At 70.4% G+C, this 26,060-nt stretch carries 20 protein-coding genes, 1 tRNA gene and 2 pseudogenes; 10 read left to right on the top strand and 13 right to left on the bottom strand.

All coding sequences use genetic code 11. The features are described from left to right. Positions 1 to 26: 26 nt before the first annotated feature. Positions 27 to 99, bottom strand: a tRNA-Arg gene (locus ACIBA9_RS15750). A 321-nt stretch (positions 100 to 420) separates the two neighbouring features. Here ACIBA9_RS15750 and ACIBA9_RS15745 point away from each other — a divergent pair. The 4 genes from ACIBA9_RS15745 (at position 421) to ACIBA9_RS15730 (ending at position 7,900) form a co-directional block, all read left to right on the top strand. Beyond that, positions 421 to 2,031, top strand: coding sequence for a dynamin family protein (locus ACIBA9_RS15745; protein WP_399363263.1), 1,611 nt, complete (start codon positions 421 to 423; stop codon positions 2,029 to 2,031). A gap of 435 nt (positions 2,032 to 2,466) precedes the next feature. Further along, the gene (locus ACIBA9_RS15740) at positions 2,467 to 5,250 is read left to right on the top strand and encodes a GTPase (protein ID WP_399363260.1); all 2,784 of its coding nucleotides are present in this window, start codon (positions 2,467 to 2,469) and stop codon (positions 5,248 to 5,250) included. A gap of 455 nt (positions 5,251 to 5,705) precedes the next feature. Continuing rightward, a complete protein-coding gene (locus ACIBA9_RS15735; RefSeq protein ID WP_399363258.1) occupies positions 5,706 to 6,218 on the top strand; it encodes a single-stranded DNA-binding protein in 513 nt (170 codons plus the stop codon). A gap of 326 nt (positions 6,219 to 6,544) precedes the next feature. Next, the gene (locus ACIBA9_RS15730) at positions 6,545 to 7,900 is read left to right on the top strand and encodes a Cys-Gln thioester bond-forming surface protein (protein ID WP_399363617.1); all 1,356 of its coding nucleotides are present in this window, start codon (positions 6,545 to 6,547) and stop codon (positions 7,898 to 7,900) included. 118 nt (positions 7,901 to 8,018) lie between these two features. On the opposite strand, the gene ACIBA9_RS15725 is transcribed toward ACIBA9_RS15730, so the two are convergent. The 3 genes and pseudogenes from ACIBA9_RS15725 to ACIBA9_RS15715 all read right to left on the bottom strand — a co-directional run. Then, positions 8,019 to 8,693, bottom strand: coding sequence for a formylglycine-generating enzyme family protein (locus ACIBA9_RS15725; protein WP_399363615.1), 675 nt, complete (start codon positions 8,691 to 8,693; stop codon positions 8,019 to 8,021). A gap of 127 nt (positions 8,694 to 8,820) precedes the next feature. Next, a complete protein-coding gene (locus ACIBA9_RS15720) occupies positions 8,821 to 9,255 on the bottom strand; it encodes a hypothetical protein (protein ID WP_399363255.1) in 435 nt (144 codons plus the stop codon). A 317-nt stretch (positions 9,256 to 9,572) separates the two neighbouring features. Beyond that, positions 9,573 to 9,874 (bottom strand): annotated as a pseudogene (locus ACIBA9_RS15715) (hypothetical protein); the annotation flags it as partial. 160 nt (positions 9,875 to 10,034) lie between these two features. Here ACIBA9_RS15715 and ACIBA9_RS15710 point away from each other — a divergent pair. After that, positions 10,035 to 12,167 carry a P-loop NTPase fold protein gene (locus ACIBA9_RS15710; protein WP_399363253.1) on the top strand — a complete coding sequence of 711 codons (2,133 nt, stop codon included), beginning with the start codon at positions 10,035 to 10,037 and terminating at the stop codon, positions 12,165 to 12,167. Positions 12,168 to 12,344: 177 nt separating this feature from the next. On the opposite strand, the gene ACIBA9_RS15705 is transcribed toward ACIBA9_RS15710, so the two are convergent. From ACIBA9_RS15705 to ACIBA9_RS15685, 5 genes and pseudogenes are all read right to left on the bottom strand, one after another. After that, positions 12,345 to 12,878: a hypothetical protein gene (locus tag ACIBA9_RS15705; RefSeq protein ID WP_399363251.1), complete on the bottom strand. Its 534-nt coding sequence runs from the start codon at positions 12,876 to 12,878 to the stop codon at positions 12,345 to 12,347. Positions 12,879 to 13,600: 722 nt separating this feature from the next. Beyond that, positions 13,601 to 14,086 carry a hypothetical protein gene (locus ACIBA9_RS15700; protein WP_399363248.1) on the bottom strand — a complete coding sequence of 162 codons (486 nt, stop codon included), beginning with the start codon at positions 14,084 to 14,086 and terminating at the stop codon, positions 13,601 to 13,603. Between the two features lie 425 nt (positions 14,087 to 14,511). Next, the gene (locus tag ACIBA9_RS15695; protein WP_399363246.1) at positions 14,512 to 14,817 is read right to left on the bottom strand and encodes a hypothetical protein; all 306 of its coding nucleotides are present in this window, start codon (positions 14,815 to 14,817) and stop codon (positions 14,512 to 14,514) included. 50 nt (positions 14,818 to 14,867) lie between these two features. Beyond that, positions 14,868 to 15,017: pseudogene (locus tag ACIBA9_RS15690) on the bottom strand (GntR family transcriptional regulator); the annotation flags it as partial. Between the two features lie 661 nt (positions 15,018 to 15,678). Beyond that, positions 15,679 to 15,957: a hypothetical protein gene (locus tag ACIBA9_RS15685; protein WP_399363243.1), complete on the bottom strand. Its 279-nt coding sequence runs from the start codon at positions 15,955 to 15,957 to the stop codon at positions 15,679 to 15,681. Between the two features lie 78 nt (positions 15,958 to 16,035). Between ACIBA9_RS15685 and ACIBA9_RS15680 the strand changes: the two genes are divergently transcribed. The 4 genes from ACIBA9_RS15680 (at position 16,036) to ACIBA9_RS15665 (ending at position 19,760) form a co-directional block, all read left to right on the top strand. Beyond that, positions 16,036 to 16,791 (top strand): GntR family transcriptional regulator, encoded by a 756-nt coding sequence (locus ACIBA9_RS15680; RefSeq protein ID WP_399363241.1) that lies wholly within the window; start codon positions 16,036 to 16,038, stop codon positions 16,789 to 16,791. A 210-nt stretch (positions 16,792 to 17,001) separates the two neighbouring features. Continuing rightward, positions 17,002 to 18,666, top strand: coding sequence for an energy-dependent translational throttle protein EttA (ettA, locus tag ACIBA9_RS15675; RefSeq protein ID WP_362151265.1), 1,665 nt, complete (start codon positions 17,002 to 17,004; stop codon positions 18,664 to 18,666). 6 nt (positions 18,667 to 18,672) lie between these two features. Beyond that, on the top strand, positions 18,673 to 19,086 hold the full coding sequence (locus ACIBA9_RS15670) for an acyl-CoA thioesterase (protein WP_399363238.1): 414 nt from the start codon (positions 18,673 to 18,675) through the stop codon (positions 19,084 to 19,086). Then, on the top strand, positions 19,083 to 19,760 hold the full coding sequence (locus tag ACIBA9_RS15665; RefSeq protein ID WP_399363235.1) for a hypothetical protein: 678 nt from the start codon (positions 19,083 to 19,085) through the stop codon (positions 19,758 to 19,760). Before ACIBA9_RS15670 ends, ACIBA9_RS15665 begins: the two co-directional genes overlap by 4 nt. 169 nt (positions 19,761 to 19,929) lie before the next feature. On the opposite strand, the gene ACIBA9_RS15660 is transcribed toward ACIBA9_RS15665, so the two are convergent. Then, on the bottom strand, positions 19,930 to 20,334 hold the full coding sequence (locus ACIBA9_RS15660; protein ID WP_362151274.1) for a globin: 405 nt from the start codon (positions 20,332 to 20,334) through the stop codon (positions 19,930 to 19,932). Positions 20,335 to 20,495: 161 nt separating this feature from the next. On the opposite strand from ACIBA9_RS15660, the gene ACIBA9_RS15655 reads away from it, so the two are divergent. Then, on the top strand, positions 20,496 to 21,470 hold the full coding sequence (locus tag ACIBA9_RS15655; protein ID WP_399363232.1) for a methyltransferase domain-containing protein: 975 nt from the start codon (positions 20,496 to 20,498) through the stop codon (positions 21,468 to 21,470). 6 nt (positions 21,471 to 21,476) lie between these two features. On the opposite strand, the gene ACIBA9_RS15650 is transcribed toward ACIBA9_RS15655, so the two are convergent. The 3 genes from ACIBA9_RS15650 to ACIBA9_RS15640 all read right to left on the bottom strand — a co-directional run bounded on the left by ACIBA9_RS15650 (position 21,477) and on the right by ACIBA9_RS15640 (position 26,058). Next, the gene (locus tag ACIBA9_RS15650) at positions 21,477 to 23,207 is read right to left on the bottom strand and encodes an FHA domain-containing protein (protein WP_399363230.1); all 1,731 of its coding nucleotides are present in this window, start codon (positions 23,205 to 23,207) and stop codon (positions 21,477 to 21,479) included. Between the two features lie 57 nt (positions 23,208 to 23,264). Next, positions 23,265 to 24,608 carry a VWA domain-containing protein gene (locus tag ACIBA9_RS15645; RefSeq protein WP_399363228.1) on the bottom strand — a complete coding sequence of 448 codons (1,344 nt, stop codon included), beginning with the start codon at positions 24,606 to 24,608 and terminating at the stop codon, positions 23,265 to 23,267. A gap of 124 nt (positions 24,609 to 24,732) precedes the next feature. Further along, positions 24,733 to 26,058: a PP2C family serine/threonine-protein phosphatase gene (locus ACIBA9_RS15640; RefSeq protein WP_399363226.1), complete on the bottom strand. Its 1,326-nt coding sequence runs from the start codon at positions 26,056 to 26,058 to the stop codon at positions 24,733 to 24,735. Positions 26,059 to 26,060 lie beyond the last annotated feature (2 nt).

Raw genomic sequence — 26,060 nt, 5'->3', positions numbered from 1 at the left:
CCTCCCGAAGGGAGGGCTCTCCAAGGCGCCCCCGGCAGGACTCGAACCTGCGGCCAAGCGCTTAGAAGGCGCCTGCTCTATCCACTGAGCTACGGGGGCCTGGTGGGTGGCCACGTGCCCGGCGCCCTGGAAGGGGGCCGATTCGTGACGCTGCCGGGGACAAGGATAGGGCTCCCGGTTCCTTGACCCCGTCGCCTCGCCTCCGTGGCTCGATGTGGAGGTTCGGTGAAGCGGTCCTGATAATCGCAGGCAGGTACGAATCGCGCACCGCTTTTGACGGCTGACACACCGGGTGTTGTGCACTCGTTATGCCTGGACTGCGCCCATGTCCCGGTCATCCCTTCTGTCCGATCCACTCCGTCGGCACGCAGGCATAGTCATATGCTTCAGAATTCCCCTAAAATTGGGCATTCTTCGCATGTGGTGACCTTGGACGTACGGCCTCAGCTGCTCGACACACTCTCCGCTCTGCGCGACCGTGTCGCCGCCGCACGCTTTCCGCTGCCCCTGGCCGGGGCCCCACGCGCGCGTGCCAACCGCGACGAACTCCTCGCACAACTCGACGACTATCTGGTACCCCGCCTTCGGCACCCCGAGGCGCCGCTGCTGGCCGTCGTCGGCGGCTCCACCGGGGCGGGGAAGTCGACACTCGTCAACTCCCTCGTCGGACGCCGGGTGAGCGAGGCGGGCGTCCTCCGGCCGACGACCAGGACACCGGTCCTCGTCTGCCATCCGGAGGATCATCACTGGTTCAGCGCCACGCGCGTACTGCCGGGGCTCACGCGCGTGTGGACGCCTCACCAGGACCCCGTGGACGACCTCATGGTCCCCGGCCGCGAGGGACCCGGGCGGGTGCTGCGCGTCGAGACCGTCGACACCCTCCCGCCCGGCCTCGCCCTCCTCGACGCCCCCGACATGGACTCCCTGATCGCCGACAACCGGGTCCTCGCGGCCCAACTGATCTGCGCCGCCGACATCTGGATCATGGTGACGACGGCGGCCCGCTACGCCGACGCCGTCCCCTGGCATCTGCTGCGCACCGCCAAGGACTACGACGTCACCCTCGTCACCGTCCTGGACCGGGTCCCCCACCAGGTCGTCTCCGAGGTCTCCCGGCAGTACGGTGCCCTGCTCACCAAGGCCGGGCTGGGCGACGTGCCGCGCTTCACCGTGCCCGAACTGCCCGAGTCCGCCTGGGGCGCGGGCCTGCTGCCCGGCACCGCCGTGGCGGCCCTGCGCACCTGGCTCGTGCACCACGCCCAGGACAGCGTCGCCCGGCAGCACGTCATGGCCCGCACGGCCCACGGCGTCCTTGATTCGCTCAAGTCCCGCCTGCCCGAGCTGGCCGGCGCCGCCGCCGCCCAGTACGCGGCCGCCGTCCGGCTCACCAATGCCGTGGACTCCGCCTACGACGGCGAGCACGCGCGCGTACGCGGTCGCCTCCAGTCCGGCGCGGTCCTCGCCGGGGACGCTCTCAAACGCTGGCGGGCCTTCCCTCTGGACTGCACCGCCGGCGAGTTGCTCAACGCCCTCGTGGAGAGCCTGGCGGCCCTGCTGCTGTGTTCGGTCACCGCCGCGGACGAGCGCGTCGACGAGGCCTGGCGCCGCGAGCCCGCCGCGGGCGCCCCCGAGCTGGCGGGCCGCGAGGCCTCCCTGGAGAGCGCCGAACACCGTATCGGCCTCGCCGTACGCCGCTGGCGGCGCGAGCTGGAGGAGTACGCCGAGGACGAGGTGCGGGAACTGGAGCGCACGGCGGCTCCCGACTCCGAGAGCGTCGCCGCCCTCGTCGCCACCGCGCTGCTGGGCGGTCGCCGGGCCCGCAGCGCGGGCGAGGGCCTCGCCGAGCGGCTCGGGGCCCACGGGGCGCTGCGGTTGCGTGACCGGTCCGGGCGTCTGCTCACCGAGCACGTGGACCGCGTCATGCTCGCCGAACGCGAACGGCGCCTCGCCCCGCTCGACGCCCTGGGCGTCCAACCCGAGCCCCAGGCCGAACTCATCGCCGCGCTGTCGGTACTGCAGAAGGAGAGGTGACCGGTGACCGCCATCACTGACCAGGACCACACGGATCACATCGACCACATGAGGCGCATGGAGCACGGCAGCGGTACCGATCACGCGGGGCGCGCGGAGCACGGGAGCGACGCCGAGCGGGTGGGGGGTGGTGGTGCACGCGGTGCTGGTGGTGGGACCGGTGCAGCTGGTGCAACTGGTGCAACTGGCGCATTCGGAGGCGTGGGTGATGCCGGTGCTTCGGGGACCTCGGGGACTTCCGGTGCCGCGGCCGTCGAGGACGGCGGTGGGCGGCACGCGCGCGGGGCGGAGGTGAAGGACGAGAGCGCGGCCGGCGGGTCCGCGGCTGGAGTGGCGGAGTCGAGCGGAGGCGCGTCGCGAGGCGCGGAGGAGCCGGCTCCCGTCCGTCACGCGCGCGTGACGGACGGGGACAGGAACGGGGAGAGGGACAGGCGCATGGACGAGGTGCGGTCGGTACGCGCCCAGTTCGGCGACACCGGCACCGATCCGCGTCCTCCGCACACACCCAAGCCGCGCAACACCGAGGACATGCTGAGGCCGCGCCTGGTGGACGAGGCACCGAAGCCGCGCCCCACCGAGGACACCCGGACACTGCGCTCCGTGGAGGACGTGGTGCGGTCTCGTCCGGTGGAGGAGGTGCTGGGGTCCCGTCCGGTGGAGGAGGTGCTGGGGTCCCGTCCCGTGGAGGACGTGGTGCGGTCTCGTCCGGTGGAGGCTGCCGGGAGGCCCCGTCTCGTGGAGGACGCGTCGGCATCCAGCCTCGGCGAGACCGCGTCGGCATCGAGCCTCGCCGAGACCATGTCGGCATCGAGCCTCACCGAGGACGCCTCGCACCCCCGTAAGCCGGTCGAGCTGCTGAAGCCCCGCTCCACCGAGACCGCGCCGAGGCCGCGCCTCGTCGAGGAGGCGCCTTGGCCCGGGGACGGCGAGAGCGCGCCGCAACCCCGTCCCGTCGAGGCCGTGATGGAGTCCCGTCCCGTCGAGGCCGTGGCGGAACCCCGTCCCGTCGAGGAGGCGCCGACGCCGGGGCCGGCCGAGGACGCGCCCCAGCCGCGCAAACCCACCGAGCTGCTGAGGTTCCGCCCCATCGAGTTCACGCCAGGGCCTCGCCCCGACGAAGAGGCGCCGGACGTAGGCCCCTTCGGGGAGTCGGTGAAGTCCCGTCTCACCGAGGACGCCTCGAAGCCGGCGGGCCCCGATGAGGATGCCTCGGCGCCCCGCCCCACGGGGGAGCCCCGCAAGCCCCGCCTCACCGACGTTTCGGAGAAGCCCCGCCTCACCGAGGAGCCGCCGAGGGACCGCTCCTCCGAGAAGCCCTCGAGGGGCCGCCCCGCCTCGGAGACATCGAACCGCCCCGCCGGCGAGGCGCCGAAGTCCCGCCCGGTCGAGGGATCGCCGAAGTCCCGCTCCGCCGCCGGGGTGGCGAAAGCGCGCCCCCTCGAGGAGGCGACCAGGCCCCGGTCGGGCGACACGGCGGTCGGGGACGGTGACCCCGAGTCCGGGGAGGCCTGGGACGACGGTCTGATCGCCCGGCGGATCACGGGGGCCAACGCCGCCGCGCTCGCCGCGGAGCGGGCCATCCTGGAGACCCCGAGCCGTAGCCCCGGCGGCCACAACCCCGCCCCCCTGGCGTACGACGGCCCGCTGCGCTCCCGGCTGGACGCCCTGCGGGAACTCGTCGGGCTCTCCCGGGCCCGCCTGGACAGCCGTAGCCTCGCCGAGGCTGGCCGCGTACTGGACGAGGCGGCCGCGCGCCGCAAGCTCTCCGGCAAGCACACCGTCGTGGCCATCGCGGGCGCGACCGGCAGCGGCAAGTCGCAGCTGTTCAACTCCCTCGCCGGAGTCGCCATTTCCGAGACCGGCGTAAGGCGACCGACCACCGCCGCCCCCATCGCGTGCAGCTGGAGCGACGGCGCGGCGGGTCTCATCGACCGGCTGGGCATCCCGGGCCGCCTGCGCCGCCGCCCGCTGCAGAGTCCCGAGGGTGAGGCGCAGCTGAACGGCCTGGTCCTGGTCGATCTGCCCGACCACGACTCCGCCGCCGTCCAGCACCGCGAACAGGTGGACCGGATCCTGAAGCTGGTCGACGCGGTGATCTGGGTGGTCGACCCCGAGAAGTACGCCGACGCTGTCCTGCACGAGCGGTACCTCCGGCCCATGGCCGGGCACGCCGAGGTCATGTTCGTCGTCCTGAACCAGGTCGACCGGCTGCCCGGGGACGCCGCCGACCAGGTGCTGGACGATCTGCGGCGGCTGCTGGACGAGGACGGCGTCGCGCTCGGCGAGTTCGGCGAACCCGGGGCCACCGTGCTCGCGCTGTCCGCGCTCACCGGCGACGGCGTGGGCGATCTGCGGCAGGCGCTAGGCGACTTCGTGGCGGAGCGCGGTGCCGCCGCACGCCGGGTCGCGGCCGACGTGGACGCCGCCGCCGACGAACTGCGGCCCGTCTACGTCACCGGTCGGCGGATCGGCCTCAGCGAGGAGGCGCGCGAGGAGTTCGCCGCGCGGCTCGCGGACGCGGTGGGTGCCATCGCGGCGGGCGAGGCCGCCGAACGGGCCTGGCTGCGCAACGCCAACCGGGCCTGCGGCACGCCGTGGCTACGGCTGTGGCGCTGGTACCAGGGCCGGGGCGAGCGCACCACCGGCCGTATCGCGGTGCGCACCCAGGCCGACGAGGAGTCCACCGCCCGCCAACGCGTGGAACAGGCGGTCCGTACGGTGGCCGACCGAGCCTCGGCGGGGCTGCCCGCACCATGGGCACAGGCGGTGCGTGAGGCGGCCGTACGCGGCTCGCACGGGCTGTCCGAGGCGCTGGACGAGCTGGCGGCGCGGGCCGGACTGCCGCCGGGCCGCCCGCCCCGGCCCAACTGGTGGCCGGTGGCGGTGCTGGTGCAGGCGTCGATGACGCTGCTGCAGATCGTGGGCGGGACGTGGCTGGCGGGGCAGATCGCCGGTGTCATGGACCCGAATCTCGGGGTGCCGGTGCTGCTGATGATCTGCGGGATCGTCGGCGGCCCGCTGGTGGAGTGGGGATGCCGGATGGCGGCGCGGGGGCCCGCCCGGCGCTACGGCCAGGATGCGGAACGCCGTCTTCGGGAGGCCGCCGGGAGCTGCGGCCGGGCCCGGGTCCTCGACCCCGTGGCGGCCGAGCTGCTGCGGTATCGGGAGGTGCGGGAACAGTACGGGCGGGTCGCGCGGACCGGCGCCGGGGTGGGGTGAGCCGGGCGCGGTGAGCCAGGTCCAGTGATCCGGGCCGGGTGGTCCGGGCGGGGGCCCGGGCGGGGTGATCCGGTTGGGGTGGCTTGGTTGGGGCGGTCTGGTTGGGCGGTCCGGTTGGGCTGAAGCAGGGCGGACCTGGCGGGCGAAGCCGGCCGGGTGGGGTGCGTGGGTGGGCCGAGCCCGCCGGGATGAGGCCGATCACCGGGCTTCCGGGGTGGCCGCGCAGTCGGTGTGACCGATGCGACGGCCGCCCTGGGGCCCGGTTTTCATTCGTGTGGGTGGCGGGGTTTTCCACAGGCGGGGAGTCGTCCACAGCGCTCGGCGGGGCCGGTCCGGCGGAGGCAGTCTGAGGTCGTGCCGATCGCACGATCGGACGGCAGCGCGGCCATACGGGAAGAGCCCGTACCCGCGTCGCCCGGCCGGGGAAGAGCCGGCCGGGGGAGGGGAGTGAGGACATGAACGAGACCATCGTCTGCGTGGTGGGCAACGTGGCGACCCCGCCGGTGTACCGCGAACTGGCGGCGGGCCCGTCGGCCCGGTTCCGGCTGGCGGTGACCGCCCGTTACTGGGACCGCGAGAAGAGCGCCTGGACGGACGGGCACACCAACTTCTTCACGGTGTGGGCCAACCGCCAGCTGGCGGTCAACGTGACCGCGTCGGTGGAGGTGGGCCAGCCCGTCGTGGTCCAGGGCCGGCTGAAGGTGCGCACGGAGGTCCGCGACGGACAGCAGCAGTGGGCGTCCGCCGACATCGACGCCGTGTCGATCGGTCACGACCTGGCCCGCGGCACCGCAGTCTTCCACCGCGGGACCAAATCGGAGACGCCGCCGACGGCGGCCCGGCCGGAGCCCGACTGGGAGACACCCCGTCCCGCGGACACCCCGGCGGAACCACCCGCGGACGGCCGCACGGACACCCGTGTGAACGAGCGGACACAACCACTGCCGGAACCAGCGGCCATGACATGACGTCAGGAGATGTACGGTCGCGCGCGCCTCCCTCCGCAGCAGGGCACATCGACGAGATCGGACGGTCAACACACCTGCGGCCGGGTGGATTTGTCGATACGCCCGGCTCGTGGAGGGTGCCGCGATAACGATTACGGATCGGATCGGCCATCGGATGATCCGACCGGCAGGTGAGGCCTCGCCTGATCCATAGGATGCCGGGGCGTGCCCCTAGGGGCTGCTGATTCTGCTGGTGGGACCGCCCCCCACGCCCAACGGTCCTGCTCGAAGGGGATTCTGTGCTTGTTGCGCTCTGTGGGTTCCGCCGCTCCACCGGAGTGGTCCGCCTGGCCGCCGTCACCACGGTGTCCGGACTCGTCGCGGCCGGTGTGCTGTCCGGCGCCGGCACCGCCGCGGCCGACGCGACGCCGCAGACCCAGGGCGGTGCGACGGCCACGATCGGCGGCCTCAAGACCTACGGCACGGCCGTGATCCACCAGGCCGGCGGTGATCAGCGGGTCTCGGCGGGCCTGTTCGAGATGTCCGTGGACGGCGGCGGCACCCTCCAGACGTACTGCGTCGACCTGTACAACCCCACCCAGCGCGACGCCCGGTACCAGGAGACGTCCTGGAGCGGCACCTCCCTGGGCGCCAACAAGGACGCGGGAAAGATCCGCTGGATCCTGCAGCACTCCTACCCCCAGGTCAACGATCTCGCGGCGCTCGCCCGGCAGGCGGGCGCGGGGACCCTGAGCGAGCAGGACGCGGCCGCCGGCACACAGGTGGCGATATGGCGCTACTCGGACCGCGCGAAGGTGGACGCCGCCGACCCGCAGGCCGAGAAGCTCGCCGACTACCTGGAGAAGAGCGCCCGGAACCTGGGCGAGCCGCAGGCCTCGCTCACCCTGGACCCGCCCGCGGTGTCCGGCCGGTCCGGTGAGCCGCTGGGACCGGTGACCGTACACACCAACGCCGGCGCGGTCACCGTGACACCGCCCGCGGACGCGGCCGCCAGTGGTGCGCGGATCACCGACAAGGCCGGCAAGGCGGTCACCTCCGCGAAGGACGGCACCCGTCTGTACTTCCACGTCCCCGAGGACGCGACGGCGGGCACGGCCCAGCTGACCGTGCAGGCGTCGACGACCGTGCCGGTGGGCCGTGCCTTCGCCTCCGACAGCCGCAGCCAGACCCAGATCCTCGCCGGCTCCAGCGAGTCCACGGTCTCCGCGACGGCGACGGCCGGCTGGGCGGCCGAGGGCGCCATACCGGCGGTGTCGGCGCGGAAGGACTGCGCCGAGGGCGGCGTGGACATCACCGCGGTCGACAAGGGGGACGAGCCGTTCACCTTCGAGCTGATGGGCGCCTCGCACACCATCCCCGCGGGTGCCACCCGCACGGTGACCGTCCCGCTCCAGGAAGACCAGGCCTACGACTTCACGATTACCGGTCCCAACGGCTTCAGTCACCGCTTCACCGGCGTCCTCGACTGCCGGACGCAGGGCACGATCACGACCAAGAGCGCCCAGGATCACAACCAGCCGAGCCCGGCCACGGTCGGCGGAGCGGCCGTCACGGACACCGACCTGGCCGCCACCGGCGGCTCCGCGATCACCCCGCTGATCGCGGGCGCGGCCATCGGCCTGGTCGTCATAGGCGGCGCGGTCCTGGTCCTGCTCCGCAAGCGCGAAGAGCCCACCGACTGACACCCCGACAGAGGTGGCCCCTCGGCAGGCCGCCACCCTGGTCCCGCACCTGCGCTTTCACCTCTGATCGGCGCTACCCCACTTGGCGGGACACCGTCATCCTCCTCGCCGGGTCCCGTCAGGCCCTGCCGACAACAGGCCGAGGCGGTGGTGTGGAGCGCACGACGCGAAATCCCACGTCGTCGATCCGGAAGGTCGGGTGGCTGCGCCGCCGCACCGACGCCCGGCAGCTCCAGTGTTCGTCGGCCCATCCGCCACCGCGGAGCACCCGGTAGGCCCCGTACACCTCGGCGTCGTAGACGTCCCAGCACCAGTCCCACACATTGCCCAGCATGTCGTACAAGCCCCACGCGTTGGGCTGCTTGCCGCCGACAGAGCGGATCCGCCCATCGGAATTCCCCTGGTACCAGGCAACCTGGTCGAGCCGGCCGTACCGCGGGCCGGTGGTGCCCGCACGGCACGCGTGCTCCCATTCGGCCTCGGTCGGCAACCGATACCCGTCCGCGGAGGTGTCCCACTCGGCCGTCTCGGCGTCGACGCACAGGTGATACGCGGGCGTCAGCCCCTCCTGCCGGGACAGGGCGTTACAGAACTGCACAGCGTCCCACCACGAAACGCCCTCGACCGGCAGCCGCTCACCCTGGGCGCTACTCGGCCGCCGGCCCGTGACGCGTGCGTACCAGGACTGCGTGACCGGGAACGCCGACATCCGAAAGGGCGCGACCTCGACCCGCCAACCGCGCCGCGTCCGCCGGTCCGACAGCGTCACCTGCCCCGACGGGACCGCAACCATCTCGTGCCCTGCCCCCACGTCCACAACAGGCCCCCCTACCGGCGTCCGCCCACCGCTCCACCGATCCTTCGACTCGGTGACCACGAGGGCCTTCACGCGCACCCACCCAAGTACGCGATCTTCCAGACTAGTCTTCGATGCTCCCGGAAGCTCTCGGTGCCGGGCGCAGGCTCCGCACGAAGAGCGGCACGGACAGCAGGAGCAGGGCTCCTTCGACGGCCAGGCTGACCAGCCCAAGCGGCTCCGTCCAATTGCCGATGTCATCGCTGTAGTCGGGCAGTCCCGGCCCTCTGGAGAGGATGTAACCCACCAGGGGGCCGAGGGCGACCCCGACCGCCAGCAGCCATCCCAGTCGTACGAGGCCGAGGAGAAGCAGTACCGCCGCGACCACCGCCGCGATCTCCAGGACGTGGTAGGCGATGCCCAGGTAGGAGGGGTCCCTCGTTGCCGTGATGCCGCCCTGGTCCACCACGTGGATACCGGCCACCACAAGGCACAGCAGAGATCCCGCCCACCGGGCCACCCAGGTGGCTTCCGGCGCCACTGCGGTGGGGTGTGACATGCGAAGGCACCTTCACCTTTCTTCAGGGCCGGGGAACCTGTCGCGCTCCTGAACAGGCAACGGGACGGCCCCCGTGTCACTCCCAGCCTGGGCGGGCAATCGGTCGCTGTCGATTCCCCCCAGCCCAGACGAGTGACACAGGCGCCCGCCGACCGACCGACCGGGTCCCTCGCGACCAGCTCCGAGCGGTCCCGGGGCCGTGCGAGGGTGCCCGAGGGCGGCCGTCGGTGACAGGCGGCCGGCAGTAAGAGCCCAGGTCAGAGTCCCCGAGCCTGACGCGTTTCCCTTCAGAGGTGGCGGTCAGGCAAGATGGTGTGCTACTTGCGGTGGGCGGGCTGTAAAAGCCCCTCACCAGCAGTTTTCCCACCGATGAGGGACCGTCTCAGGCAGCCTGGGCCGTCATGAGCGTGCCCGGCGGCCCGGTACATCGCGGAGATGGCTTTCCGGGTCCGCGTCTCGCTGGACGGCATGAGGGGCGTGTAGCCCCGGAGCGTGAACCCCGGATTGCTGCGCCCAGGTACAGGCTCAGCGCCTTGATGCTCTCCCCGGCATCCAGGAGCACCGAGGCGTAGAAGTGCCGCAGGGCATGCATGCCGTGCTCGCGGGCCGCCACCGGCCGGCACCCGAGCCGCACGCCCAGCGATTAGCCACCTGATATCCGAGCGGGAGTACACGCGTCTGGGACTGGTTGGCTCCATAGCTGCAATCCATCGATCCGCGCACCTTGGCGGACCGAGGCTGCCACACTGAACCGACTCTCATAAGGAACGGTGGCGGGAATGAGTGAAGCAAACGACGATAACAACGGCAGCGCCCTCATTTCTGGGGACGACCCGATCTCGCGAGAACAGGATGATCTACTAAATCGGACGTCTTTGGCAGCCGCCATTGCAGAGGAAATAGCGGGAATGAGTGCCGACAACGGTGGCGTTCTGGCGGTAACCGGTAAGTGGGGGACGGGGAAGACCTCCCTAGTAAATCTAGTTGCGAATAAGCTTAAACGAAACGAGACGGTTCGCACCATCCGCTTCAATCCCTGGCTCTTCTCGGGGACAGATCAACTTATGGAATTCTTTTTCACGGAGCTAGCCAGCCAACTCCAGGACACCGAGCAGAAGCGCAAACGATTCAGACGGAAAAGCGTTTCTATAGCTGACGCCTTTACACGCTACTCTGCCGCACTTTCGCCTCTGAAGTTCATACCATTCGCAGGGGCAGCCATTGGCACCGCGCAGGGCATTTCTTCCGGGGTGTCGCAGGCGTTCGGCCAGCAAGCTTCCGTTCACGAGCAGCGCGCCGAGATAATCGAATCTCTTAATCGGCTGAACGGGCGCATTGTCGTACTGATAGACGATATCGATCGACTTTCACAGGGGGAGATCAGGGACCTGCTCCGGCTGGTCAGACTAAATGGATCTTTCCCTCGAATTATCTATGTCCTCTGCTTTGACCGGGCAGTTGTCGAAGCAGCCCTCAATGGCGAAGGGGTTGACGGGGCGGCCTACCTCGAAAAAATCGTTCGGACGTCAGTAGAGGTGCCACCAGTCACTGCTGAGTCTATTGCCGACCTGCTCATCCGAGGAATAACCGAGTGTCTACGCGATATCCCCGTCGGGCAGTTGGATGCATCAAGGTGGGCGGACGTATTTTGGCAGGTGGTACGCCCTCTTTTCTCGACCCTGCGGGAGATTAAGCGGTTTCTCTCCTCCCTATCCCTCGCGGCGCGGTCCCTGGGTGAAGAAGTGGGAATCGTTGATTTGATTGCCCTAGAGGCTATTCGGGTCCAACGTCCGCACGCTTACGACCTAATTTTTCAAAACGTGTCAGTACTTACAGAAATCCAGAGCTCACTCGGGCGCGACGATGGCGCCCGCGAACGGAATAGACCGGTTATAGAATCAATCGTCGAGCTATTCCCAGGCAATGTAGGAAATAGTTTCGTCAGACTCATCTTTCCTGCCGCGCAACTGTACACAGAAAATGTTTGGCACGGAAATGACTCGAAGCAGACATGGAAACGGGATGGGCGGGTAGCACACGCCCAGATTCTCAGATATTACTTCCATCACGAACTGCCTGAGGGCGCTGCACCGAATGTTCAAGTCCGAATGGTAGCCCACGCTATCGGCAGTGGGGACGGACTCAGGAATGCGCTATCCACAGTAGCGGACGACCTTCTAGAAGATGTTCTCGATCGCCTGCCGACACATCTAGGATCGGTATCCCCTGAGGTAATCCAGTCGACCGTGACTGTACTCCTGGAAATGTTTCCTCGACTTAGAGTCGAGTCGAAGGGATTCTATGATCCAGGTGCAGATTACTCCGTATTGCGCCCGGTGTTGCAATTGATGGAACAAGTGGAAAGTCAGGACAGTGCTGATCAAATAGCGCGAGCTGTCTACGACGCAAACGACAGCTTCTACGCACGCCTTCGCTTCATTCAGCTCATAGGGGGAAGGGAAAGTTCTCAGTCTCGGATCATTTCCCAGGAACTTGAAGTCAAATTGCGCGATAGGCTGCGCCGCGATATTTCGTCCGCTCCGGCGAGCGCGCTTGAGAACGAAAGGGACCTGTTGCGAACAGTGGTCCAGATTTTCGGAAAAGAGGAGAATGGCAGTGGATCGCCCTTGATCGAGGCGGCGGACGCTCCTCGCGTCACTGCGCAGCTACTGGCAACCGGACTGACAACAACCAAGCGACAGGCCCTGGGAAGTGTTCAAGTGCACCGGGAAGATCGGCTTGCATGGGATACCCTTTTGTTGGTATATGGAAGCGAGGAGAGATTCCGAAGTGCTGCTGCCGTAATGCAGGCATCAATTACAGCCGGAGAAATAGAAGTTGCAGATAGGCTTACCCGCGCCCTGGCGCTCTTTGAGAAATATTCTTCAGGCTGGCGACCGAAAGATTTTTAGTTACACTCTCGGACGGACCTCGTCCCTGCCGGTAGCAGCAGCACTCGCAACATCAACCTCTCGTCGGATCTCCGAACCGCAGTCACTGCTTAGCAGCGTGGCTACCACTGCCAGGAAAGCCAAGCTTCCAAGCTGAGGGCGCATTTGGTGTCGCTGTCTTGGCCAGCCAGGAGCGCCTTACCCCGAGCGTTCCTGTACGGCCGGGGGAACAAATGAAGGGCGCTGCGGCAAATTCGCCCGCGCTCTCCAGTGGGCTGGATTCGGGGATCCGCGAAGCCAGCCCACCAGATGGTGTGCAGCGACTTCGAACGCCTCACACAGCGAAGTCATGCCTCCAGCCGGCACGTTGAGGGACGGGGCGTAGTGGGTCCCATGATCCTCCGGGCACCAACATGCCATGCCCATCGCTGCGCAGACGTTCAGCCGGCCAGCGGGTGTCCACTCGACATCGATCGTTGCCTCAAGCCAGTCGCCGCCCTCGTCGTAGAGGGAGATCTCAGAGAGCAGGATCTCCGGAATGGCGCCGTCAATGTGGATGTCAGGGCGCTTGATGTGGTCCGGAAACCACTGCCACTGAGGCACCTGGCCTGTCGGGCGAGCGGCATCCACCCGGGTTGCGGCGCGGAGCATGCGTTGTCTGCCAGAGGCATCGAGGCCACGGAAGAGAACCTCCATCGGCACGCCGTCGAGAGGGCCACACATCACGGTCATGCAGGCGAGCATGGCTCCCGAGATGGCCTCGGACAAGGTCGCAAGCGGCCCCATTGCCGAGTCGGGCAAAGCAGCCGCTCCGTTGGCACCCGTCTCAGTTTCTGTCCCATTCAGCCCCGTTCACGGCCGTTCAGGCGGGACCGAAGCCAGCGGCCGCTCCCGCGAGCGGCCGCGCATGAACGCAGGTGAACGGCCGCGTCCGAGACCTCGACCACCACAGTTGGAAAGCGTGCGCCCCTGAGCAACCTCCTTGGCCGCCGTGCACCGCTGCGCGGAACAGTGCGCCTTCCGCAGAGGACATCTGCTTGGCAATCCTGCACTGGTCCGCACGACGGTCGAGACCGGAGGTGGGAGACGTGGCTCGTACGCAGTCCAGATGTGGAGCACTCACGGAGAAGGGCACTCGGTGTCGGCGGCTGGCGATGGTCGGTGCGTCGCGATGCAACCTGCACCGTGGCGAGTGGTCGTCGTACACCATCGACAAGCGCAAGGAAGCCGAACGCAAAGCGAAGACACGCAAGCGTCGCAAGTGACCCCAGCGGATGTGAAGTGACATCCATGGCTGACGTCAACGACAGCTGACGGCGGCGGCGCGGTGCTGACTGACACGGCCCCGGCCGCCCCCGCGCAGTTCGGGTGGACAGGCAGTCAGACCGAACTCCTAAGGCGGTGCTCGTACAACGCCGCGGCTGACACGGCAGCGGCAGAGCGCCAGGGAGGGCTCAGTCCTCGCCCACCTGCAGCAACACCACGGTGAAGGACCCGCCGGTCCCCGCAACAACCCCATCGAAGGTCTGCCGGGTAACCGGGTTCCATGCTCGTACTCCGGAGGAGAGGTCGGTGATGTTCGTGTACCAGGCGGCCTCGTAGCCCAGCAAGCGAACAACACGTTCCGCCGCTCTACGGGCGTGTGCGCGGTCTCGGCGCCCTGAGTCCGGGAACACGAGGTCGTAGGTCGCCAGGTAGGACAAGAGCTCCGCTGCGCGCTCAGCGCCGATCTGCAAGAGTGCGTCGTCGATCTCTTCTGGTGTATCCGGGCCGACTGCGCCTTCCGCTGCATACTGTTTCCAAGCCTCTTCGGCCTCGGCCGCCACTTGGCGAACGAGTTCCGCAACGGATCCGCCGGTCTCGTCGCCCACACAGCCGAAGACCCCGTCTTCCCGCGACAACGAACTCGTAAGAGCGCACAGTTCCGCAGCTACGTCCATCGTGCCATTGTCTACTGGGCCGGCCCGGGAGGTCCGCGGACCATCGCCACATGTGAAGGCGCACTCGTCACAGGTCGAGCCTCCGCCCGAGTTGCTTCAAGGCGAAGAGGGCATCGGCCAAGGCCTCACTGTCAAGCTCCGCCGGCGCAACTTGATCTGGTCGACGGCGTGGCAGCGTGGCGAGGTTCCCGGGGGCGCGGCGAGGAACATGCATGCGTACTGGGTCGGTGCGCCCGCCGTCGCGCCTGGCTGGTGTTGGCTGGAGTCCAGACGAGCCCAGGGGAGGTGGGTCTCTTCCTGCTGCACCCGGCTTTCCAAGGGAGGCCAGCGTAAAGCGGCGGGGAGGGGAGTAGCCGGAGCTCGGACTCCCCTCTCCGCTTGAGATGGAGGGACGTCATGGGTGGGCGCTGCTTGCGGCCGCCGGTTCAGGAATGGTGCGGTTCTTCGCTCAGGGCCAGGAGGTGGCCGCGGCTGGTCGCGACGCGGAGTACGTCCCGCAGGGCTCCGGTCAGTTCCTTCGCCAGCAGGCGCAGACCCTCCGGGCCTGTGCCAGGGTCGTTGAGGGTGTCCGAGGCGTGCTCCAGCAGCTCGGTTGCCGTCCCCAGTTGGATCGATTCGATGTTGTCCGCCAGGCGGGACATGTAGCCGGCCTTGTCGTCGGTGCTCAGATAGCAGGGTTTGCCCTCCGATCCCGACCACGGCAGGAGTCGTAGTTCTTTCGGTGCCGTCATGCTCGGGTCTGCCTCTCATCGGTCGGGTGGTGGGTGGTGAAGACGGCGTCGACGCGGTCACCCGGGAACACGACGAAGTTGCCCTTGCCGTGGATCCTCTCGACCGGGCCCTCGCTCTGGAGGACTGCGAGGGCATTCCGCAGGGTCACCGTGCTGACCTTGTAGCGGACGGCGAGGCCGGACTCGAACAGGAGCTGTTTGGCGCCTTGAGGGAGTTGGAAGAGGTCGGCCACACGGCAGGGCAGGCCCCCGAGTTGAATGACGTCGCCTCGTTGCACGGTGGCGGCGGTGACCTCGACGTTGGAGACCAGCGCGCCGCCGAGTGCCCAGCCGCTCACCGTTCTGCCTCCGCCTTCGTGGAGTGGGGAGACACCGGGTGGCACGGGCAGGCGCACGTCTCGTATACAAGCGGCAGGTCGATCGGTGCGGAGGTCGGCGAGGACTCCACGCAAGCAAGGTGTATGCCGACACAGCACACGGCCGACCGGTAGGGAACGGCCGACGTCTCGGTGATGGGGGACCGCTTGGGAGGAAGCATCAGCAACCTCCCGCGAGAGACGACCACGCCTCGGCCGGCATGTGGGAGGCGAACACCGCCGCGTGCGGCCGTACTCCTTTCTCCCAGGCCAGCACGTACGGGCGGACGAGCGCGTTTTCCTCCCCCGCGAGCGGGAGGCGGTGCTTCGCGGTTTCGCCGGACCGGCCCAGGACCGACGTCGGGGCGCCGGCAGGGGCGGGCAGGACAAGGGCGGCCGGCGGCCGCGAGTGCGTTAAGGGTCGGCGATGCCTGCCCCTGGGGACGTACCACGCTCCGGCGAGCGCGGCAGCGCGGCGGATACGGTTGAGCATGCTGTTCAGCTCCTATCGCTGATGGCTCGGTCCCCCGACATCGCCCGTCGTGGGGACCGCTTTGCGTACGGCCGCCCAGAGGGTGCGGCCGTTCAGGCTGGTAGCGAGGAGGCCGAACCGATCGGCCTCCGCCACGGCTTCCAAGACCTCCCGCCAGGACTCGGCCGGAAGTGATTCCGGCACCTCTGCCTCGACCGACCACGACCGGCCGCGGTCCTCCACGCGCACGGGGAGCCCGAGGGCCGACAGCCGGGCAGCGATGGCTGCCGCGCGAACTCCCGAAGCGGGCACAGGGCAGCCTCCGTCACCGGCGATCACTCTCAGTGAAGCTAGTTAACTAGATTAGAGCTAGTGGACTAGATTTTCCATATGTCTGAGCAGCCGCCTTATCTCCGTATCGCCGACGAACTCCGGAGGCGGATCGCGGAGCACGTGTGGGAGCCCGGCGACCGTCTGCCGTCCCGCGCCCAGATCGGCCAGGAGTGCGGGGTGGGCGAGAACGTCGTCCGCCGGGCTCAGGAGCTACTGATCTCCCAAGGGGTGCTGGAGGGGCGCGCTGGTTCCGGCACGTATGTCGCCGAGCCGCGGCAGCGGGTGCGCATGGTCCGGTCGTCCGCGCGGGAGCGGCCCGACGGGTCGCCGTTCCGGGCGGACATGAAGGCTCTGGGCAGGCAAGGGGATTGGGAGAGTCGGACCGACGCCAAGGTGCCGGCTCCGGCGGACGTCGCGGCACGGCTCGGTATCGCCGAGGGTGATCTCTGCGTCCGGACGACGTACGAGTTCCTGGGCGACGGCAGGCCGGTGCAGCTGTCCACGAGCTGGGAGCCGTACGACCTCACCGCCGGCACCCTCGTCGTCCTTCCCGAGGGCGGGCCGCACGCCGGGGAAGGTGTCGTGAACCGCATGGCCGCGATCGGCATCACCGTCAGCCACGCCGTCGAGCAGCCCGAACCCAGGCAGGCGACCGCCGAGGAAGCGTCGATACTCGGCATCCAGAAGGCCGCGCTCGTCACGCACATCCGGCGGACGTACTACAGCGACCAAGGGCGGCCCGTAGAGACGGCGGACATCGTCGTGCCCGCCGCACACTGCGAGATCGTCTACGAGATCCCGATCAGCCGGTAGCTCCACCCTGATCATTCCCGGGCGGTCGGCCGCGCGAGGGCGCCGAGGCCGCCCGAGGGCGACCGGCAGCGGCAGATGCGTCACAGCCGTCGTCGGTGAAAGCCCAGGTCACAGCCCCCCGCCCTAACGCGTTTCCGCGCAGGGGTGGCGATACGGCAAGATGGGGTGTATCTGCCCACTGCCAGATTTCAAGCTGCCGGACGGTTTCTCTTGGCTGAGTTCATTTACACCATGCGCAAGGCGCGCAAAGCGCACGGCGACAAGGTGATCCTCGACGACGTCACCCTGAGCTTCCTGCCGGGGGCGAAGATCGGCGTGGTCGGTCCGAACGGCGCCGGTAAGTCGACCGTGCTGAAGATCATGGCGGGACTGGAGCAGCCGTCCAACGGTGACGCCTTCCTCTCGCCGGGTTACACCGTCGGCATCCTGCTGCAGGAGCCCCCGCTGAACGAGGAGAAGACCGTCCTGGAGAACGTCCAGGAGGGTGTCGCCGAGATCAAGGGCAAGCTCGACCGGTTCAACGAGATCGCCGAGCTGATGGCGACCGACTACTCCGACGCGCTGCTCGACGAGATGGGCAAGCTCCAGGAGGAGCTGGACCACGCCAACGCCTGGGACCTGGACGCCCAGCTCGAGCAGGCCATGGACGCCCTCGGCTGCCCGCCCGGCGACTGGCCCGTCACCAACCTCTCCGGTGGCGAGAAGCGCCGCGTCGCGCTCTGCAAGCTGCTGCTGGAGCAGCCCGACCTGCTGCTCCTGGACGAGCCCACCAACCACCTCGACGCCGAGTCGGTGAACTGGCTGGAGCAGCACCTGGCCAAGTACCCGGGCACCGTCGTGGCCGTCACCCACGACCGGTACTTCCTGGACAACGTCGCCGGCTGGATCTGCGAGGTCGACCGCGGCCGCCTGCACGGCTACGAGGGCAACTACTCCAAGTACCTGGAGAGCAAGGCGAGCCGTCTCAAGGTCGAGGGCCAGAAGGACGCCAAGCGGCAGAAGCGGCTCAAGGAAGAGCTGGAGTGGGTCCGCTCCAACGCCAAGGGGCGCCAGGCCAAGTCCAAGGCCCGCCTCGCGCGGTACGAGGAGATGGCCGCCGAGGCCGACAAGATGCGGAAGCTGGACTTCGAGGAGATCCAGATCCCGCCGGGCCCGCGTCTGGGCAGTGTCGTCGTCGAGGTCGACAAGCTCAACAAGGCCTTCGGCGAGAAGGTCCTGGTCGACGGGCTGAGCTTCACCCTGCCGCGCAACGGCATCGTCGGCGTGATCGGCCCGAACGGCGCCGGCAAGACCACCCTGTTCAAGATGATCCAGGGCCTGGAGACTCCCGACGCGGGCAACATCAAGGTCGGCGAGACCGTCAAGATCTCCTACGTCGACCAGACCCGCGCCAACCTCGACCCGAAGAAGACGCTGTGGGAGGTCGTGTCCGACGGACTCGACTACATCAACGTCGGCCAGGTCGAGATGCCGAGCCGGGCGTACGTGTCCGCCTTCGGCTTCAAGGGCCCGGACCAGCAGAAGCCGACCGGTGTGCTCTCCGGCGGTGAGCGCAACCGTCTCAACCTGGCGCTGACCCTGAAGCAGGGCGGCAACCTGCTGCTCCTCGACGAGCCCACCAACGACCTGGACGTCGAGACGCTGTCCAGCCTGGAGAACGCGCTGCTGGACTTCCCCGGCTGCGCCGTCGTGGTCTCCCACGACCGGTGGTTCCTCGACCGGGTCGCCACCCACATCCTCGCCTACGAGGGCGAGTCGAGGTGGTTCTGGTTCGAGGGCAACTTCGAGTCGTACGAGAAGAACAAGATCGAGAGGCTCGGAGCGGACGCCGCGCGTCCGCACCGCGCCACCTACAAGAAGCTGACCCGGGGCTGATCGATCTTGCGGCACATCTACCGCTGTCCACTGCGCTGGTCGGACATGGACGCCTACGGCCATGTCAACAACGCGATCTTCCTCCGCTATCTGGAGGAGGCCCGCATCGACTTCCTGTCCCTGCGGAGCAAGGAGTCCAAGCAGGGGTCCGTGGTGGCGCGCCATGAGATCGACTACAAGCGGCAGCTCGTCCACCGGCCCGCGCCCGTGGACATCGAGCTGTGGGTCAAGGAGATCAAGGCCGCGTCCTTCACCGTCTCCTACGAGGTGAAGGACGACGACCAGGTCTACGTACGGGCCTCGACGGTCATCGTCCCCTTCGACTTCGAGGCCCAGCGGCCGCGCCGGATCACCGCCGAGGAGCGGGAGTTCCTCGGCGGGTACACCGACGACGCCGAGGAGGGGGCCGTCGCCGCATGACGGTCCTGCACCTCGACGACGAGACGGAGGCGGCCGACCTCGCCGCCTTCCTGTCCCGGCTGCTCCGCTACGACCGGGGAGCCGCGGTGCGCCTGCAGGCGGCCGGCACCGCCCTCGCCGTCTTCGGGCGGCCGCCGTCCTTCGACGTGCTGGCGATCCGCGCGGTCCGGCTGGCGAAGCCGTACGAGGACGGGCTCGACGTCACCCTCGATGTGACCGTCTCCGCCGGTGAGTTCCTGGAGTCCGTCGACGAGCGGGCGGCCACCGCCGCCGTCCCCGGCGCGGTCACCGGTCCGCCGTGGGCCGGTGTGCTGCCGCCGCGCGGCGGCTGGCGGTCCGAGCCGGGGCTCCCGGCCCCGGACTCGCTGCGGGCGACGGTCGCCGCGGCGGTCGGTGAATTCCGCTCCCGCACGGAAGAGTTGGCGCCCGAGCGGCGCGACCGGGCGGAGCTGGACCGGATCGGCCGGGACATCTGGTCCCGTGAGATCGGGCGGACCCGGCTCCCGGTGCGGGCCGTGCACGCGGCGCAGTCCCTGGGCTTCCTGCGGCCGGGCACCGGACCGGCCGACACCGCCCTGTTCTCCTCGGGGGCGTGGCTCCGGCTGCGCACGCCGTACGGGTCGATCGCCGTCCGCCGGGCCGGACTGGGCTCGCTCGGGGTCAGCGTGCGGTGACCGGCTCCCTCGGGGCCGGCGCGCGCCTCGACGCTCAGGGTGGCGGTCGCGGTGCGGGCGTCGCCCGGCACCGGGCGCCGCGCGGCGTCGCCGACAGCGCCGCCCTGGAGCGGACCGCCCTATAGCGGACCGCTCTGTAGCGGACCGCTCTGTAGCGGACCGTGACCGATCAGTCGGGGGTGTTCACCATCGACGCGGCGGCGTACGTCAGGTAGTTCCACAGCGTCCGCTCGTGCTCCTCGGACAGGCCGAGTTCGTCGACGGCCACCCGCATGTGCCGCAGCCAGGCGTCGTGTGCCGCCCGGTCCACGGTGAACGGGGCGTGCCGCATGCGCAGCCGGGGGTGGCCGCGGTTGTCGCTGTAGGTGGTGGGGCCGCCCCAGTACTGGATCAGGAACAGGGTCAGGCGCTCCTCGGCCGGCCCCAGATCCTCCTCCGGGTACATCGGCTTCAGGATCGGGTCCTCGGCGACCCCCTCGTAGAAACGGTGGACGAGCCGGCGGAAGGTGTCCTCCCCGCCGACCTGCTCGTAGAAGGTCTGCTCCTGAAGCGTGCCGCGCCGAATCTCATTCACCGTTCCATGGTCTCAGACGGCGCGCGACCGAGGACCGCGGACTTGAGGTCTCTCTTCGGATCCGGCCGGGGTCGGCCGTGCGGAGCCCCCGGTCCCGGCCGGCCTGATCCGGAAGAAAGGCTCGAGGCCCGTGGGCGGCGGCTCCCCCCTACTGTGGACGTATGGGCGCCTATGACACCGAGATCGACGGCCTGGCCGCCACGGCACGGGCCGCGCTTGTGCGGGAGATCGACGCCGACGGCGCCTGGGCGGGGGACCCGGTGTGGCGGGAGGCGTTCGCGGCGGTGCCCCGGCACCTGTTCGTGCCGTACTACTACGTCGCCGGGCAGCGTGGGCAGGAACGCCGCTGGGGCCAGAGCATCGACCCCGAGGCCCGGCGGCGCTGGGTGCGCGGCGCCTACGCGGACGCCCCGCTGGCCACCCGGCTGCGCGACGGCGAGCTGCTCTCCTCCAGCAGCCAGCCGTCCCTGATGGCGCAGATGCTGGCCGCCCTGGAGGTCGAGGAGGGCCACCGGGTCCTGGAGGTGGGCGCCGGTACCGGCTACAACGCGGCCCTGCTCGCCCACCGGCTCGGCGACGACCTCGTCACCACCATCGACCTGGAGCCGGAGATCACCGAGTCGGCCCGGCAGCACCTGAGCGCGGCCGGGTACCACCCGGTCGTCGTCACCGGCGACGGGGCGCGCGGGGTGCCCGAACGCGCCCCCTTCGACCGGATCATCGCCACCTGCGCGCTGCCGACGGTGCCGCGCGCCTGGATCGGCCAGTGCCGCCCCGGTGCGCGGATCCTGACCCCGCTGGCCACCGGCCTGCTGGCCCTCACGGTGCGGGACGCCGCGCACGCCGAGGGGCGCTTCCTGGACACGCCCGCCTACTTCGTGCCGCTGCGCGGCGAGGCCCGCGCGGAGCCGGAGGGGGTGTCCCTGGCCGGACTGCCGGACCGGGCCCGGGAACAGGACCTGTTCCGCTTCCTGGCCGCCCTGGTCCGGGGCACCCTCGATCCGCGGGAGGCCTACGCGCTGTGGGAGCGCGAGGGCGAGCCCGGCCGGGGCCGCTACGGCGTCACGGTCGCCGGTGAGCGGGCCTGGGCGTGGCTGGACGACCCGGAGGGGCCGTATCTGTGGCCCCTCCGCTGAGCGTGCTCAGCCCCGGCGGACGGTGATCGTCGTCCAGGCGCCGACGTGCACCCGGTCGCCGTCCCGCAGCGGGACGGGGACGAACGGCTGGATCGGCTCGTCCGAGCCGTTGACCGTCGTGCCGTTGGTCGAGTTCTGGTCGACGACGGCCCAGTTGCCGTCCGGCTGCTGCACCAGCACGGCGTGCTGGTGCGAGACGCCCGGGTCCTCCGGCGGCACGGACAGGTCGATGTCGGGGGTGTCGCCGGTGGAGTGCCGGCGGCGGCCGATGGTGACCTGGTTGCCGTTGAGCGTGCGCTGCTGCTCGGGCGAGTACGCGGGCAGGTTCAGACCCGCGGCCTCGGGGCCGGAGCGCTGCATCATCGCCATGAAGTAGTCGCGGTCCGGGCCGATGGTCGCGGTCCAGGTCGCGGGCTGCTGCGGCGCCTGCGGGAAGCCGGGGCCGGAGGGCGCCTGGGTGCCGCCGGGCTGCGGATAGCCGTACCCGCCGCCCTGGCCGCCGGGGCCCTGGCCGGGTCCCGGACCCTGACCCTGACCCGGGCCGGATGGGCCGGTGGACGACGGCGGGGAGATCACCCAGTCGTCGTCACCGCCGCCGAAGGAGGGACCGCCGGCGGACGGGCCACCGGCGGACGGGCCACCGGAGGACGGGCCACCCGGCAGGGGACCGTTGCCCGGGGGCCGGCCGGTCTCCCGGGGGAACGCGGGCGGAGCGGGCGGGCCGGGCTGCTGGAACGCCTGCGGGGCGCCGCCGGGGCCGCCGGGCTGCTGTCCCGGACGGGAGGGGCCGCCGCCGAAGCCGGACGGTCCGGGCGCGCCCGGACCCTGTCCCGGTTCGCCGCCGAAACCGGGCCGCCGGCCCGGACCCTGGCCACCGCCGAAGCCGGACGGGCCGCCGGGGCCCTGCCCCTGACCCGGACCGCCCCCGAAGCCGGACGGACCACCGGCGCCGGGCCCCTGGCCCTGACCGGGACCCTGGCCCTGACCGGGACCCTGGCCCTGACCGGGGCGCTGCCCCGGACCGGGGCCCTGGCCGCCGCCGAAGAAGCCGGAAGGACCGCCGGCGCCGGGCCCCTGGCCCTGCCCAGGTCCCTGACCCTGCCCCGGTCCCTGAGACGGACCCTGACCCGGGGCGCCGCCGAAGCCGCCCGGGCCGCCGGGGCCGGGGCCCTGGCCGCCGCCGAAGCCGGACGGGGGGCCCTGCGGACGCCGTTCCCCGCCGAAGCCGGACGGACCCCCGGGAGCGCCGGGACCCGGGGAGGTCGGCGGGCCGGACGGACCGCGGTCGCCGCCGAACGGCGTCGGACCCGACGGCTCGCTGCCGAAGGACGGGATGGGCTCGGCCGGCCGGTTCACCCGCGAGGGCCGGGAGCCCTGGTACTCGTACGAGTCGGCGCCGCCGTACGTCGCGCTCGGCGGCTCGAAGCGGGGCTGCGGCGGACGCGGGGCGGCCGGGGTGTACGAGGTGGCGGTGTTGGTGAGGAAGTTCCACCGGCACTCCTCGCAGAACGGCGCGCCGCCCTCGCGGGGCGTGCGGCACTGCGGGCACAGCTCCGGCTCGGGCGTGCCCGGCGCCTGCGGGCGGCCGCCGGGCTGGGTGCCCTGCGGCGGCGGGAAGCCGTAGCCACCGGCGGGCGGCGGCGGGGGCGGCGGAGGCACGGCACCGGCCATGCGGTGACCGCAGACCTCGCACCAGTCGTCGGAACCCGACTGGTGTCCGTTCGGGCAGGTCGGCATGTCGGTGCTTCCCCTTCTCCTAAGGGTCGGTCTGGATCGCTCGAATCGCTTCCAGGGTCACTTCTTTACACGAACAGTCTTGGTGGACCGGGTCTCCAGAGTCATCTCGTCGGCCTCCGCGACCCTCGTCTTCAACCGCACAGTACCTGTCGCGGCGTCGACCACGTCCACCACCTTCGCAAGCAGTTTCGCAGTATCGGCGTTCCCCGACGCACTCGCGAGCTGAACCGCGCGTCCCAGTTTGGCGGTTGCTCCATCGAAATCACCCGCTTTGCGAAGATCGAGGCCGTGCTGGATGACTTGTGCCAGTTCGGCCTGTCCGGTGTAGTGGGCGACTTGGGGGCTGATCGAGGTGGAGGCGGCCAGGTCGTCGGTCCACACGGCCCGTACCAGCCCCTGGGCGCCCAGGCTGTGCGCCGAACCGTCCGGCCGGGGCACGACGAGCGAGACGCGGGCGGCGAGCATCTCCTGGCCGAGCCCGGCCGACGGGACCTCCAGGCACAGGTGGTAGTCGCGCGACTCGTCGCCCCAGGACCCGGTGGGATAGTCCCCGGCGCGCGGCCCGGCCTCGGTGCGTCGGCCGGTCAAGTCCGTTACGGCAGGGGCGACTTGCTTGACGAACCGGATGGTGGTGCCGACCGGCGTCCACACTCTCAGGGCGACGTCGGCGACCTCCTTGCCCATCGCCGACTCCATCATCCGCGTGAAGTCCGCGGCCAGTCCCGCCGGGTCGGCGACGATGTCGGCGGTGCCGAGCAACGCGGAGGCGATCCCTGTGACTTCTTTCACTTCCCAGTCGGTGCCCACGCCCCGGGCGTCACATGTGAACCGGCCGGCCGAGGCCTCCAGCGCCGCCCGCAGATCCTGCGGTGTCTCGTGTTCGTTGCGGCCGTCGGTCAGCAGGATGCCGTGCCGGATGGCGACATCCGCCGAGGACAGCAGCCGGTCGGCGAGCCGCAGCCAGGTACCGATCGCCGTACCCCCGCCGGCGGCGAGCCGGCGCAGCGCCTGCTTGGCCTCCTCGCGGGTGGTGGCGTCGGCGACCGCGAGCCCCCCGCCACCCGGGTAGACCTCCTGGGCCTTGTGCGTGCCGGCGATCACCGCGAAGCGGGTGCCGTCGCGCAGGGTGTCGACGGCGGCCGCCGTGGCGTCCCGGGCGTTGCGCATCTTGGTCGGCGGGTAGTCCATGGAACCCGAGCAGTCGACCATGAGAGCCACGGCGGCAGAGGACCGCTCCGCCGCCGTGGACCCGGGCGCGGTGACCGCGCCGCCCACGGTGCCGCCGCCCGTCGCGGTCACCGTGACGACGGCGTTGACCTCCCGGCCGCCCTCCGGCAGGTACTCGTTCTGGTAGACGTCCACCGAGAACAGCGGCGCGCTCGACTTCGCGAAATTGGCCATGCCTGATCGACTCCCCCTCGAAAACACCCCGCTGACGCGAGGCGGTGAGTGCGGACGGACCGGTCCCCTCCGGTCCGCCCCCGCTTCCCCGTACGGCGTTCTACGGCAGGCCTTTTGTACGGCCTCAGGCCGATACTGCCCCCTGCGGCGGCGCGGGGAACGGCAGGACGGCCACTGTTACGTTGTCGTGGCCCCCGCCGTCCAGCGCGTGGCCGACCAGGACGCGGGCGCTGTGCAGCGGACGCGCCGCCGCGTCCGCCGGCACCACCTCGGACATCTCCTCGGCCGTCTCGGCGTAGTTCCACAGGCCGTCGGTGCAGACCACCACGACACCGGGCCGGTCGGGCTTGAACGACGCGGTGTGCGGCTCCAGTTCGTAGGCGTCGGCGCCGAGCCAGCCGGTGATCGCGTGGGCGCGCTCGTCGGCGTACGCCTCGGCCTCGCTCATCAGCCCGGCGGCGACCATCTGCGCGGCCCAGGAGTCGTCCTCGGTGAGCCGGGCCGCCGGCGCGCCCCGGTCGGCGGGCACCCAGTACACCCGGCTGTCGCCGACCCAGCCGACGACCAGCAGCCCGGCGGTGACGATCGCGCCGACGATCGTGCAGGCCGGGGCGTTCTGGTGCGGGCTGTGCTCACGGGCCGTCGCGGGTTCCTCGGCCAGCGCGTTGACGGCCTGCGCGGCGGCGACGATCGCCTCGTGCAGCGCCTGCTGGGGATGCGTACCCCGCGGCAGGGCGGCCAGCAGGACGTCCCCGGCCACCCGGGAGGCGGCCAGCGAGGCCTCGTCGGGCCGGGTCGCCGAGGAGACGCCGTCGCAGACCACGGCGAGCGCGGCGGGCCCGCCGTCGGGCAGCGTGGTGTGCCCGACGGTGAAGGCGTCCTCGTTGCGGTGGTGGCGCAGCCCACGGTCGCTGACGGCGGCGACGGGGCCCGACTCGCCCTCCATGTGGTCGCGTTCGCGCGGCTGGGCGTGTCCGCAGTTCTCGCAGTAGCCGTCGCTGTCCACCCGGCCCGCCCGGCAGGCCACACAGACCTGCGCCGGTTCGCCGGCCGGCCCGGCCGGTACGGCGCCGGCGTCGGCGGCCGCACGCGGGTCCGGTGCCTGCAGTGGGTACTCCTCGGGCTCGGCCGGCCGGTCGAAGCGGACGCCGGGTGCGCTCTCCTCCTCGGGAGGCAGCGGCCGGCCGCCCGAGTCCGTGCCGGGCAGGTCGGTGGGCAGGTGCACCCCGGCCGGGGTGCCGCCGGAGCCCGGTGGTTCGGGGGCCGGCCAGTCCACGCCGTCCCCGGGCGGCCCGGTGTCGGTCATGGTGAGGGTCGGATGGTCCTGCGGCGCGGCGGCCACCACCGAAAGGTCGTGACCGCACGCTCCGCAGAAGCGATCACCCGGCTCGACGGGCTCCGCGCAGCTCGGGCACTTCGGCAGTGCGGCCTGCTGGGGCATCTGCGACATCA

Source organism: Streptomyces sp. NPDC051452 (assembly GCF_044454765.1).
Lineage (GTDB): Bacteria > Actinomycetota > Actinomycetes > Streptomycetales > Streptomycetaceae > Streptomyces.
The sequence above is the reverse complement of the archived record's forward strand: the minus strand, read 5'-3'. Positions and strand labels throughout refer to the sequence as shown.

Coding starts and splice junctions, on each gene's coding strand:
- ACIBA9_RS15740 (WP_399363260.1), top strand. CDS start 2,467: ATGGACGAGGTGCGGTCGGTACGCGCCCAGTTCGGCGACACCGGCACC.
- ACIBA9_RS15735 (WP_399363258.1), top strand. CDS start 5,706: ATGAACGAGACCATCGTCTGCGTGGTGGGCAACGTGGCGACCCCGCCG.
- ACIBA9_RS15725 (WP_399363615.1), bottom strand. CDS start 8,693: ATGGTTGCGGTCCCGTCGGGGCAGGTGACGCTGTCGGACCGGCGGACG.
- ACIBA9_RS15720 (WP_399363255.1), bottom strand. CDS start 9,255: ATGTCACACCCCACCGCAGTGGCGCCGGAAGCCACCTGGGTGGCCCGG.
- ACIBA9_RS15710 (WP_399363253.1), top strand. CDS start 10,035: ATGAGTGAAGCAAACGACGATAACAACGGCAGCGCCCTCATTTCTGGG.
- ACIBA9_RS15705 (WP_399363251.1), bottom strand. CDS start 12,878: ATGACCGTGATGTGTGGCCCTCTCGACGGCGTGCCGATGGAGGTTCTC.
- ACIBA9_RS15700 (WP_399363248.1), bottom strand. CDS start 14,086: ATGGACGTAGCTGCGGAACTGTGCGCTCTTACGAGTTCGTTGTCGCGG.
- ACIBA9_RS15695 (WP_399363246.1), bottom strand. CDS start 14,817: ATGACGGCACCGAAAGAACTACGACTCCTGCCGTGGTCGGGATCGGAG.
- ACIBA9_RS15680 (WP_399363241.1), top strand. CDS start 16,036: ATGTCTGAGCAGCCGCCTTATCTCCGTATCGCCGACGAACTCCGGAGG.
- ACIBA9_RS15665 (WP_399363235.1), top strand. CDS start 19,083: ATGACGGTCCTGCACCTCGACGACGAGACGGAGGCGGCCGACCTCGCC.
- ACIBA9_RS15655 (WP_399363232.1), top strand. CDS start 20,496: ATGGGCGCCTATGACACCGAGATCGACGGCCTGGCCGCCACGGCACGG.
- ACIBA9_RS15650 (WP_399363230.1), bottom strand. CDS start 23,207: ATGCCGACCTGCCCGAACGGACACCAGTCGGGTTCCGACGACTGGTGC.
- ACIBA9_RS15645 (WP_399363228.1), bottom strand. CDS start 24,608: ATGGCCAATTTCGCGAAGTCGAGCGCGCCGCTGTTCTCGGTGGACGTC.
- ACIBA9_RS15640 (WP_399363226.1), bottom strand. CDS start 26,058: ATGTCGCAGATGCCCCAGCAGGCCGCACTGCCGAAGTGCCCGAGCTGC.